Source organism: Bacteroidota bacterium, assembly GCA_040388375.1.
Lineage (GTDB): Bacteria > Bacteroidota > Bacteroidia > UKL13-3 > UKL13-3 > JAAFJM01.
The window spans coordinates 133,686-145,196 of the sequence record JAZKBU010000004.1 but is presented as its reverse complement, the minus strand read 5'-3'; the positions used below and the strand labels follow the sequence as shown (position 1 = coordinate 145,196).

Genomic DNA, 11,511 nt, shown 5'->3' with positions numbered 1-11,511 from the left:
CACGAAGTGCTTTAATTTGAATAACATCGCCTGCAATGCGATGCAGGCGAGGACGCCTGCAAAAGACTAATACTCGTAAAAACCTTTACCCGTTTTACGGCCATGCAAGCCAGCATCTACCTTTTGCTGCTGAATGCGGTTAGGCCTGAACTTACCATCCTGGTTAAACAAATTATACATAGAAGTAGTAACCGATAAATTCGTATCAACCCCAATTAAATCCATTAAGCGGAAAGGCCCCATTTTAAATCCACTGCTTTCCATTAAAGCATCAATGTCTTCAAAAGCAGCTACCTGCTCTTCCAGTATTTTTAAGCCCTCTACATAATAGTGGCGAGCCACGCGGTTAACTATAAAACCCGGTGCATCGGCTGCTATTACACAGGTTTTACCCATGCTTTCAATTAATTTTTTAGCATGCAGGGCTATGTTCTTGTCACTTTGTGCGCCAATAATAATCTCCACTAGCTTCATAATAGGAGCAGGGTTAAAAAAGTGAATACCTATAACACGTCCCGGGTTTGGTATTTTGGCTGCAATTTGCGTAATGGGTATGGAAGATGTATTGCTGGCCAAAATGCAATCAGGGCCATTAATAGCAGCTACTTTATTAAAAAAATCGTGTTTAATGTCAATACGTTCAATAACCGCTTCAATAATTAAGTCGGCTACCACCTCGTTAATATTGGTCGTAAAATGTATCAGTGAAAGGGTAGTTTCCTTTTGCGCAGCCGTTATTTTGCCTTTATCAAGCAAAAACTGCAAGCCTTTTTCAATACCTGTTTTTGCTTTATCCAATACCGTTTGGTTAATATCAAACAATATAGTTTTATAGGCACTTTGCGCAGTAACCTGTGCTATACCTGCACCCATAGTTCCTGCTCCGGCAATGGCAATTGTTTTAATTTCTTTCATGGGGCACAAAATTATGGTTTGATTTGATAAAAACTAGTTGCCTTTTTACCTATCTGTTCAGCAATTTTGACAATTGTTTTTAATAGAATTCTACTATCATTGAGCCCGAAAAAACGCCAAATATGATAACACTAACACGCACCAATTCGGACAACACAGACTTTCAGGCATTGGTAAGAGAGCTTGACATTGACCTTAAAATAAGAGATGGCGAAGAGCACGCTTTTTTTGCTCAGTACAACAAAATAGATATGATTAAATACGTGGTAGTAGCGTATGACGGAAACGAGCCGGTTGGCTGCGGAGCCGTTAAACAATACGATGACAATACCATGGAAGTAAAAAGAATGTTTGTACCATTAAACAGACGTGGAAAAGGCATAGCCTCACTGGTTTTACAGGAGCTGGAAAAGTGGACCAAAGAACTGAACTTTAAAAAATGTATTTTAGAAACAGGCGAAAAACAACCCGAAGCCATCAGCTTATACAAAAAGAACCAGTATGCTATTATCCCTAATTTCGGGCAGTATGCCGATGTGGAGTCGAGCGTTTGTTTCGAGAAAGAAATGGCCTAATTGAACCCATTATAATTTGCCCAAGGTTGGTGTCCTCACCAACCTTTCTCCATAACCATTTACTACGTAAAGCTATTTATCTTTTTTAGTAAATGTCCTTTTGCCTTTATAAATAAAATGTTCCTTTGTTCTCAGGTCGTACACCTTCATATCTTCTTCAATAGTAACTGAACTATCCGTCCAGTTAAGCAGTATAAAATCGCCTTTTAAAGTATATGGTTCATCCCCCCAATTCCATATAGAACCAATATCAAATTTAGGTTTAACAATAGTGGTATCTGCCGGAAAATGAAGCTGTTTTTTACTAACCAAACGGGCAGAATCAAGAATAGTGAAGTTAAGGGCATAATTAAAGTTACCGTCCAATACATGTGTTCTGTAACTGACCATTTGCTTTAATTCAGTAAACCTTTCCTTGCTGAGTATATTGTACTCCCTATAACCTTGTTTATTTTTTAACGATAATACCTTGGTGGTTTGGCAGGCAAACAAAATAGTCAGCATAAAAAGTAAGCTTGTTAAAATGGTTCGGGTCATTTAGCAGAGTATAAGAGGTTAAACAAGTTTTGTTATCAAAAATAATCTTTATAGAATGGAAAATGCATTATCAATTACGCTAATTAAATACAGGAAATGCTGCTAACCCGGTAGGGAAGGTCTTACGGGGTACGTATTGTATTGCCAACCGGGTTGGTATAGGAATACAGGGTACGTATTTTGCTCCCTACCTGATAGGGAAGCTTTTACGGGGTCTGTATTTTGTTCCCTACTGAGTAGGGAAGGAAATACGGAGGTAGTATTTTGCTCCTTATCCGGTTGGCAAACAAATACTGATATGGTTACCCCTGTTATTGCTACGTATGAAGCAATTCTTTATATTTTGGTGTGGAAAAACAACTAATCTTAGTAAACTGTTCTTCCGTTTTTTTTAATTTCATCAGGGCATTTCCACAACTCACCCCATAACATTTTACATAAACTTTCAAAATCTTGCCAATTTGCAGGTCTTCTTAATAATTTGGGGGCTTCCATTTTTATTCTTTAATTGTTCTATAAATTAATTATGGTAGTTTCATTAAAAATCGCCTGCATTCAATTCCTCCAATTGCTTATCTATAAGTTTAGCTTTAATCTGTAGGGCCAAATCTTTTACATCTGAACCAGCAAATGGGTCAATTATATAAACAGGTTTATTTTTATAATCAAAATTTTCAATAATGAGTTTATTTACCTCTGAGTCTCTTCCTCCATATCCAATAATTATTAGCTGTTCAGCAGCTTCTAGATTAGCAGTGAAATTTTCAAATATGTTTTTATACAATAAAGGCTCTTTATAACGTTCAATTTTTGATGTCTTTCCAATTAAAAAATCTGCATGATAATTCAACCAACAGTGTTCATAATTCACTACACCTTCTGTATTTTTAACTTCTTTGTATATATCATCAAATCCAATCCCACTCTTAATTTTAAAATAATTCTCAGATGAAGCAATACTCCCTTCACTTTTGTAATATACACCATAATCACGACTACCATGCAGTTTGTATAAACGAAACTGTTTGTCATACTTTCCAGTGTATCTTGATAATCTTGTGCGATAAGTATGACCATGAGAGAGCCATTTGTCTCCATAATAGGGCGAATCTTGTTCTTCAAACCCATCACTTATTTCTCCAGCCATAAATGCAGTATTACCAAAACTTTCGAACAGTAAATCATGATTAAGGCTATGAATATTTATAATATATTCTTTACTTAATTGATGGAGGTATTTTAGTATCCCTGTATATCCTTCATAGAGATCTAAGTTTGTGGAATAAGACTCGTCATCGTACCACTTTTTATTATTTTTATCTTTTAAATAGTAGGAAACAACTTGAACATACACTTTTGTTAAAGAAAAAAGAAGTTGTTTTACATTTGATGAATTAAGATATGGCTGCGCTATTTTTTCAACACCTGCGTCTTTAATGGCTTCGTCTCTAAAGAAATCATAGAATTCTTCATAATCAAAGTGCCCATTCTTCATTTTGAAATATTGCATCAATTCCATGCAGAAGTCAAACTCTACATCATAAGATGTTTTATTTCCTGGTTTAGGAGAAATGTAAAGAGCGCCATAGGAAGTAAACTTAAAATTATCTGCTTTGCAATTTAATAGTAATGCGTTCAACTTGTCACCCGTTGGATAACCTGCTGGGGCGGAAAATCCTGCGCCAATTAAAAGAGATATAGATTTCATAGGTGTTTTTGTTCTTTGATTAGTGCAGCTTTTAATTATTACTAGTATTTCGCACTAGTTCAAATATAGTATGAATTTATTTTTAAGAATAGGAGGCAGTAGGCTTTTGCTAAAAATAAAATTCCTATGAAAACCCGCCCCCAATGGAAGCAGGTAAAAAAAACTATTTTATTCCTTGCACCCATTGGCGGCAACAGAAAAAATTAATTTTTTTTGTCGCTCCCGTTGGCGGGAAGAAAAAAAACTCCGGGAATTCCTTGCCGCCACTTGGCGACAACACATAAACAAAAATTTATAGGCTGCTGCCGTTGTAAGCTGCAAAAAACCTACTTCAACTTAAAAGTTTCCCAGTTATTAATTACAATTTCCTTGCGGCCATAGGTAATTAACTGCTCTTTTTCCATTTCGTTAAGCAGGGTAGTAACCGTTTGGCGGGTGCTGCAAACCAGTTTGGCTAAATCGTGCTGGGTCAGGTAATTTTTAAGCAATATGCTATTGTCTTTGGCTTCTCCATCGCTTTCGGCCCAGTCTTTAAAAAACTGTACCAGGCGCGAGCGTACATCTTTAAAAACTACATTGTTAAATCGGTTTTCAATACGCTTTAGCTTTAAGCCCATAAATTTGGTATAGCCTATGGCTATGCTCGGGTTGCGCTCCAATACGCGTTCAAAATCGTCCATTTTAAATGAGCAAATGCTCACATCGGTTAAAGCTTGTGCGTACTCATGGTTGCCGCTTTCCTGGTCGTTATCTAAACTCATCTGGCCAAACAGATCGCCTTTTTTTATAATGTCCTTTATAATTTCATTACCCTGCTCATCCGTCTCACATATTTTTATCATACCGCGTTTAAGCAGGAAAATACGAGGCACCTGCTCATCGGCAAAATAAATCATTTCCGCTTTGTAAGCTTTTTTAAAACCCACTATCAGGCACAGGTCTTTCAGGTCGCTGTTGCTTAACTTCCAAAACAGTTTGTGGTCGCGCAAATACCAGTATTTTAAATCAACTTCGGCCATATTATATAAACAGTTTTATGGTTTGAAATGTAGCCAAAATGATGAATATAACCGCAATGGTTTTATCAGCATACTTAAAGAATGACTGGACGGGTATTTTTATATATAGTTTGCTGATAACAATAAGTATGAGGTGTAAAGTAAAAGCACCAAAAACAGCCCCTAAGCTAAACAGGAGTAAATGCATGGGGTTTTCAAAAAGATTGGTTTGCAATATATTGTTTACCTGAATATAGGTAATTACAGAGGTCCAGAATATAATAAGCTGCGGATTTAAAACAGCCAGTGTAGCACCCAGCATAAAGCCATGTTGCTTGGTTACTTTGGCGGTAGTATGGGTTTTATTAAACCACAGGAAAGCAGCAGCCACCAATAATAAAACAGCCAGTGTTATTTGAAAAATAGTAAACAGGTTTTTCCAACCCGCTATATAGTTGGCCGCTTTTAAAGCTATTAAGCAAAAAACAAACTCGGGTGTAGAGCCGCCAATAGCGGTATAAACAGCATTTTTATATTGCTTTTGCAGGCACGCAGCAAATATGGCCAGGTTTACCGGCCCCGGTTGTATACTGCCCACCAGGCTTACTACAAATGATAAGAGAAAGGTATAAACTAAAATCATTTACGCAGGTGCATTCTTGTTTGTTTCCATATTAACCAGAAAGGAACATAGGCATGTCCGCGCTGGTGGTTTTGTTTGGCAATGGTATAAATTAAATGGTAATGATTAAACAGGGCTTTATATGCCTGTAGTATAAATGTACCGGGGTCGTATATGTGCGCAGGTTCCGAGCTTACCCCGTTCAACTCCATTATTTTTATGTTTTTTCCGGCATATAAATCGGCTAAGGATGCTACTTTTAAATCGAACCTGCCAATATAAAAACCATCAATAGGTTGGGCTATTTCATCAAATACCTTTACCAGTTGCGCATTGATTAAATGGTTGCCATCAATGAATTTAGTGCCCCGTATATGATTGCCTATAGGTTCCAGCAAAAGCTTTTCGTTAAGAGGCAATACATTTTGCAAAACAGGTTTAAATTTAGCCAGTAAATAATCCAACCGGCCTTGTGCCCGCAAATGGTTTTTAATAAGCGCTTCAATGGTTAGTTTACCATTACCCGTTATACTTAGGTATTCCTTTAACACGATGCTGGTAATACCCGATTGAGTTCCGTCAGGATAATGGTAATACATAATACCCATTTCCAAATCGTAGTCAATAAACGCTTGTATAATAAAATCTTCCGTAATGGTATTGATGTAATGTTGCAGCTCTTCCGTATTGTTTATTTTTTCTACATTACTACCTCTTTCGCCCACATCGGGCTTGGCTATGAAAGGAAAACCAATGCCTTTTTCCTGTATGAGTTGTGTAATTTTAGCTAAGTCATATTCATGCTTGCAGTAAATAGTAGCAGGTAAATATTGGTTGTTTATTTTTTGCAGGATATTCTTTTTCGATTCGCCTACAAATCCGCCTAAATAAATACCCGGATTGGCTGCTGTAAAAAAACCTAAATGACGTAAGCGAACACCCAAATAAATATAATAAAAATAAACAGGAATATAAGCAAACCAATAGGGCCAAAACTCAAAACGGGTGTGTTTTATAATCCAAAATTTAAGTTTGTTCATGCTCAATGCATCTCGTGTTTAAATATACGCAATGACGCTGTTTCCATGTTTTCCGTATCTACATATTGCATAGTATAGTTTTGGTTGGTATGCTCAATACAGGTTATGCTTACCGTTTTTACGCGGTTGTCCCTGTTCATTAAAATACTGTTTTCCAAACTACCATCGCCCGCACTTTTATGAAATTGAATAATAGCTTCTTTGCTCCAGTCATCAGCATGACTATGTATAAACTCATCAAACCAAACCTGCCTGTTTTTAATAGCATCGTCCGTATACAAAGTAGCAGAGCTCCAAATATGTGTTTGGCTGCTATCCTTTAAAGCATAATGCATGGTAGTGCCATCCCATCTTAACTCATGTAAAAGCAATGTTTTGTTCGAATCAATAATGAGTAGAGTAAAGTTTTCAATACCGTTAAAATCGTAGAAGTTTATAAAATCCCGCACATTGTTAAACTTAAAAAAATCGAGCAACATAATACCTCTGCTTAAACGGTATGGTGGTTTTGATTCATGTTTAACAAAAGCACCGTTTAACAAGCAAAGCGTAAAATTATTAGGCGATGTAGCCACCCATGTACCTCCGGCCTGTTTATCTTTAGGAAAAAAAACGGTTTGCCCATACAAGCTATACTTCTGCGGAGCAATGGCGTTGGGCCTGCTTACCTTTTCATCTCTGCTGGAGGTAAGCATATAGCCGCTACCATTTTTAAAGGGTAAAAAAGTTACTGTACACATGTTTGTTGAAATTGTATAGTAGCATAAGCCACCCCAAAATTTTTATCGAGCTGTATATAATCAAAGTAATGTTTGCAGGCTATGTTCATAATAGCCATGTGGTGTATAGCATGCTCAATATTGTAAACCAATTCTCTGGCTAAGCTACTTTTTACCAATACTTCCTCGTTGTTTATCAAACTGTTTAAATGCAATAAATTATCGGTATCGCTCAAGCCATCAATTTGTGCTTGTAAATCATTTATAAAACCAAGGGTATATGTTTTATTATGCTCCAACAAAAGGTTGCGTTCCCGTTTATCGTAATTTACTTCCTGTTGTGCTATACCACTTAGTAGTTGAACATACAATTCCAATACATGGCGTACATGTTTAGCTACCGTATTTCCGCTTAGTAAATCAAGGTTTTTAGCGTAATCATCCTCCTGCATTTGATTGACTAAGTCAGCTACCTGGCTTAATATGGTTTGGCAACTTTGTTTTAATTGTATAATAGGCATAGGTACTGGTCAGTTATTTTTTAATTACGTAATCGGGGCTTAGTTGGTTTTTGTGCCGGTGTTTATTTGAATAGAAATGCTTACCTCATCACCCATAATAATACTATTGCCCCCCACATTAAAGTCCTTACGGTTTAAGGTAAATTCACCCTTCATTATATTATTATCAAATGTAAAGGGAATAACAATATCTTTTGTAACACCTTTAACGGTTAGTTTAAAATACCCGGTAAATTTGTTTCCCTCCTTACCAAAAAAACGAGAAACCATGGTGATGACAGGAAACTTTTCCGCATTAAAATATTCCTCTTTTTGCAAGTGCCTATCTCTGGCTGTTATACCCGTATGAATAGTATTTACATCAACACTGGCAGTAATTTTTGCTTGTTTATATAACTCAGAGTTAAAGTTTATTTCACCGGTAAATCCGCTAAAGCTACCCGTAACAGTTAGCCCGGCATTTTTTATTTTAAATATAATACTGCTTGATAATACTTTTAAAGGTGCCTGGGCTATATTTACTTTTACCAATAGCAACACACTTATTAAGAATAAGGCTAGTTTATTTTTCATGGTTTATTTTCTAAAAGGACTGTAACTAATGCCAATCATGGGTATAAAAGCTTTTTGTCTAAATCGGTCATTGTCCTTAAACAATTTATTGGTGGTAGTGTATTCGGCAAAAATAAAAGTACCGCCCGCATTCAGTGCCCATTGATTACGAAAGTAGTACTTAATTTTTATTTCCGAGTTTAAACTACCTAGGTCGTTATCACTCACCAAAAGCAAATTAAACGAACTGGGTTTAGCGCTTTGTTTATTACCGGCCATAGGATTGGTGGCATTTCTTTTACTGCTATTGTAATCAGCCGTAACACTGTTTCCAAAACTAAATCCTATGGCATCAATATTAAATTCTATTTCCCATTTGCTGTTAAAAGCATAATTTAAATGAATGCTGGCATTAATACTATTTACATTAAAGCTACTTAAACTAATGGTGTCAAAATTCTCCAATTTATCATCGGCAAAAATAACAAGGGGGCTTTCCGTTCCGCTGGTGAGTTTAGCAGGTGCGGTTATAAAAGCGCCTTTACCAAAGTTGCCGGTAAAGCGAATACCATAACCAATTTTAAACTTTTTGTTTTTGGTAACTGGGTGCAAATGATTCCAACCTAAATCTATAATATTAGCCTCTCCATTGCTTGATAAGCCCAGTTCATAATTGTTCAAACCATTTTTAAAATAACCGGGTTTAGTATCTTGTCCTTTACTTAAAGTGGCCCCAAGTATCAGTAGGGAGCATATAAATATTATTTTTTTCATGATAACTATATACTTAATTGTTTAATAATGGTGCTTGGCTTGGTTAAATCTATACTTAAAAGTTGTTTTAAGTTGGTGGCTATAACAATTAAATTGAGTAAAAAAACAACTAGGGCAAGTGTAAACAGTAAGCCGCCATCGTTCATAATTTCCAACCCTAAAAACAATACATGTGAAGCAATAGCGCCAACCATAACTCCGGCCGAAAGAAGTGCTCCGATTAATGATTTGCTTGGCCAAATGAGTAGTATGGCCGCTATTAATTCGGCTATTCCACTACCTATTCGCCCATAAGGCTCAATACCTAAAGTGCTAAAAATATAAACAGACTCAGGAGCTGCGGTAAATTTAAAAAAGAGTGTTTGCAGTAATATAACAGCAGCACCAATTCTGGCTATAAAGGCAATTGTTTTTTTCATATTTGTTGGGGTTTAAGTATTTTCATTTTTAGTATTGGATAATCATTACCATAGTCGTCTTTCTCCGTTCTTTCATAGGTAACAAATCCAAATTTGGAATAAAATTTAATAGCATCTAAGTTCTGCTCATTCACATTCACCTTATCGGCTTTCAACTCATTTATGGCAAAGTTCATCAGCTTGGTTCCTAACTTTTGTCCAATATAATCCGGATCTAAAAACAAGCTTTCTATTACTTGGTCTTCCACCCCTAAAAAGCCTAGCACTTTACTTTCAGCAACCAGACAATAAACGGAGAATGAATTAAAATCAATCTGCTTTACCAACTCTTTTAGTCGGGCAACTTCTTCAGGAGTAACAAAATGATGTGTTGCGCTGACAGATTTTTCCCAAACAGCAATTAACTCTTCTCTAAAATTTTCTTTATAAGGTATCAACTCCATTTTCAAAAGGGATTATTTAATAAGTAATTTTTGGGTAGTTTTACCTAATGCATTTTCTATGCTTATAAAATAAACACCTTTGCTGAACGTGGTTAAATCCATTTTCTCTGAGTTATTAATAGTTGTATTCAGCACCTCACTACCCAGCCTATTGGTAATCCTAATTTTGTTTAATCCAATATCGTTTAAGTTAATAAATAACGCCTCACTGGCGGGGTTTGGAAACAATTGCACACCAATATCTTGCAGGCCATTAATGCCTGTGCTGTTAGACTTTAGCGCATTTGATTTGGCTGCATTTAAAATAGTTTTATCATTTGCATTTTGAACAAAGGCCAATGTATACATACGGTTTTTATTCCAGACACTATTTACAGTTGTTTGTGTCAATACCACCAGTGAATCATCTATATTGTTTGGTAATGTTATATCTACTCCCTGTATATTACTAGCGGCTTTTCTAAACACATCGTAATGTTGGTTTTCTCCATTGGGTGCATTGTAAAACAAGGTATCCTCCACATACATTACATGTAGTTTTAAGTTATTTAACACAGCACTGGTTAAACGCTTTACCGATACCGTACTTTTAATCAAATCGCCTTCTACAGTTTGTTTTACCAAAATACTTACATCAGCAGCTATGTTTTTAAATGGATTAAAAATACTTGCATTAGCATAATTGGTAGAGGCAGATTGTACTATTCCATTAATAACTATACGTGGAGTAGACCCATAAACACCATAGTAATTAGTTTTAGCATCGTTCTCCACTTTGTTGTGTTGGTTTAAAATGCAGCCTGTGTAAGGAGCACTTGGATGATAAGCTATATGCAATACATCTTGTTGTGCACGTAAGTTTTGGTATAAACCCGGATTACGCGATGAACAAACAGAACATAAGGTATTTGTAAAATGTTCCACTAAGGTTGCCTTGTTTTGGCCCTGCAAAGCCATACTTAAAGCAGTGGTTATAATCAATAAAATCTTTTTCATGGTTTTGGTTATTGTTTAATTAGGTTATTCCAACTTTGGTCTGCTTTATTTTTCAAGTTTGCCTCATCAGCATTCCATTTGTTTAATGTTTTATTGATAAAGCTATAGTAAAATAAGTACAACTTTCCATTCACTATTTTGTACGATGTAGGATCAATTTCTACTTTTTCGCCATTGGCTCCCATGGCATAAGCACACCATCCGCCATAAGCAGGTTCGTATTTGTCAGGTGTTTTTAAAAATTGCTCTTTGTGAGCGGCACTGGTAAAGTAATATTGTACCCCTTTATGAAAAACCAGGAACTGGGCAATACCCTTTTGTGGTTTCCCTTCAAAGTAGGAAATTACATCGTAACCCTGAACGGCTAAGCTGTTTTTATCAATATTGAAATGCTTTTTACGCGTATTGAAATCGGTTTGCGCTTGAGTACTGATAAGCAATAAAAAAGTACTAAAAAACAGGATTAACTTTTTCATAATAAATAATTTGATGGCACAAAGGAATAAAATAACAGCATATGCGTTTGTCGCTTAGGCGACAAAACCACGAAATTGGTTTTATAGCACTTGACAAAGCCATTTCGTAAAATTTTGATACACAATTAAATTCATGAAACAGAAAAAGTTAACAATAGCTTTTTGCAACCAAATGCGGGTAAATAAATCATGGTAAAACCTATATTAAATGATGTT

Annotated in this window: 17 protein-coding genes; 2 read left to right on the top strand and 15 right to left on the bottom strand. The window is 35.9% G+C overall.

The genetic code is table 11. The features are described from left to right. Positions 1 to 66: 66 nt before the first annotated feature. Entirely contained in the window at positions 67 to 915 is an 849-nt protein-coding gene (locus V4538_06320) for a 3-hydroxyacyl-CoA dehydrogenase NAD-binding domain-containing protein (protein MES2380634.1), read from the bottom strand. Positions 916 to 1,037: 122 nt separating this feature from the next. On the opposite strand from V4538_06320, the gene V4538_06315 reads away from it, so the two are divergent. Then, positions 1,038 to 1,490 carry a GNAT family N-acetyltransferase gene (locus V4538_06315; protein ID MES2380633.1) on the top strand — a complete coding sequence of 151 codons (453 nt, stop codon included), beginning with the start codon at positions 1,038 to 1,040 and terminating at the stop codon, positions 1,488 to 1,490. A 72-nt stretch (positions 1,491 to 1,562) separates the two neighbouring features. Here V4538_06315 and V4538_06310 read toward each other — a convergent pair whose 3' ends face one another. The 3 genes from V4538_06310 to V4538_06300 all read right to left on the bottom strand — a co-directional run bounded on the left by V4538_06310 (position 1,563) and on the right by V4538_06300 (position 3,735). Continuing rightward, positions 1,563 to 2,027: a hypothetical protein gene (locus tag V4538_06310; GenBank protein ID MES2380632.1), complete on the bottom strand. Its 465-nt coding sequence runs from the start codon at positions 2,025 to 2,027 to the stop codon at positions 1,563 to 1,565. 366 nt (positions 2,028 to 2,393) lie between these two features. Then, entirely contained in the window at positions 2,394 to 2,522 is a 129-nt protein-coding gene (locus V4538_06305; GenBank protein MES2380631.1) for a hypothetical protein, read from the bottom strand. Between the two features lie 43 nt (positions 2,523 to 2,565). Beyond that, positions 2,566 to 3,735, bottom strand: a complete 1,170-nt coding sequence (locus tag V4538_06300; GenBank protein MES2380630.1) for a hypothetical protein — start codon at positions 3,733 to 3,735, stop codon at positions 2,566 to 2,568. Between the two features lie 143 nt (positions 3,736 to 3,878). Here V4538_06300 and V4538_06295 point away from each other — a divergent pair, with 143 nt between their 5' ends. After that, entirely contained in the window at positions 3,879 to 4,019 is a 141-nt protein-coding gene (locus V4538_06295) for a hypothetical protein (GenBank protein MES2380629.1), read from the top strand. 42 nt (positions 4,020 to 4,061) lie between these two features. On the opposite strand, the gene V4538_06290 is transcribed toward V4538_06295, so the two are convergent. From V4538_06290 to V4538_06240, 11 genes are read right to left on the bottom strand one after another with little or no spacing between them, the layout of a single operon-like run. Continuing rightward, positions 4,062 to 4,754: a Crp/Fnr family transcriptional regulator gene (locus V4538_06290; protein ID MES2380628.1), complete on the bottom strand. Its 693-nt coding sequence runs from the start codon at positions 4,752 to 4,754 to the stop codon at positions 4,062 to 4,064. A gap of 1 nt (position 4,755) precedes the next feature. Continuing rightward, complete coding sequence (locus V4538_06285) at positions 4,756 to 5,376, bottom strand: LysE family transporter (GenBank protein ID MES2380627.1); 621 nt, start codon at positions 5,374 to 5,376, stop codon at positions 4,756 to 4,758. Continuing rightward, positions 5,373 to 6,395, bottom strand: a complete 1,023-nt coding sequence (locus tag V4538_06280; GenBank protein ID MES2380626.1) for a hypothetical protein — start codon at positions 6,393 to 6,395, stop codon at positions 5,373 to 5,375. Before V4538_06280 ends, V4538_06285 begins: the two co-directional genes overlap by 4 nt. 2 nt (positions 6,396 to 6,397) lie before the next feature. Further along, complete coding sequence (locus tag V4538_06275) at positions 6,398 to 7,135, bottom strand: NRDE family protein (protein ID MES2380625.1); 738 nt, start codon at positions 7,133 to 7,135, stop codon at positions 6,398 to 6,400. Then, positions 7,123 to 7,635, bottom strand: coding sequence for a DinB family protein (locus V4538_06270; GenBank protein MES2380624.1), 513 nt, complete (start codon positions 7,633 to 7,635; stop codon positions 7,123 to 7,125). Before V4538_06270 ends, V4538_06275 begins: the two co-directional genes overlap by 13 nt. A 39-nt stretch (positions 7,636 to 7,674) precedes the next feature. Further along, on the bottom strand, positions 7,675 to 8,208 hold the full coding sequence (locus V4538_06265; GenBank protein ID MES2380623.1) for a YceI family protein: 534 nt from the start codon (positions 8,206 to 8,208) through the stop codon (positions 7,675 to 7,677). Positions 8,209 to 8,211: 3 nt separating this feature from the next. Next, positions 8,212 to 8,961, bottom strand: coding sequence for a hypothetical protein (locus V4538_06260; protein ID MES2380622.1), 750 nt, complete (start codon positions 8,959 to 8,961; stop codon positions 8,212 to 8,214). Positions 8,962 to 8,966: 5 nt separating this feature from the next. Then, positions 8,967 to 9,380: a DoxX family protein gene (locus V4538_06255; GenBank protein MES2380621.1), complete on the bottom strand. Its 414-nt coding sequence runs from the start codon at positions 9,378 to 9,380 to the stop codon at positions 8,967 to 8,969. After that, positions 9,377 to 9,823: a GNAT family N-acetyltransferase gene (locus V4538_06250; GenBank protein MES2380620.1), complete on the bottom strand. Its 447-nt coding sequence runs from the start codon at positions 9,821 to 9,823 to the stop codon at positions 9,377 to 9,379. The genes V4538_06255 and V4538_06250 overlap by 4 nt, the downstream gene beginning before the upstream one ends. Positions 9,824 to 9,835: 12 nt before the next feature. After that, positions 9,836 to 10,819 (bottom strand): T9SS type A sorting domain-containing protein, encoded by a 984-nt coding sequence (locus V4538_06245; protein ID MES2380619.1) that lies wholly within the window; start codon positions 10,817 to 10,819, stop codon positions 9,836 to 9,838. Between the two features lie 8 nt (positions 10,820 to 10,827). Beyond that, on the bottom strand, positions 10,828 to 11,295 hold the full coding sequence (locus V4538_06240) for a YHS domain-containing (seleno)protein (protein ID MES2380618.1): 468 nt from the start codon (positions 11,293 to 11,295) through the stop codon (positions 10,828 to 10,830). Positions 11,296 to 11,511 lie beyond the last annotated feature (216 nt).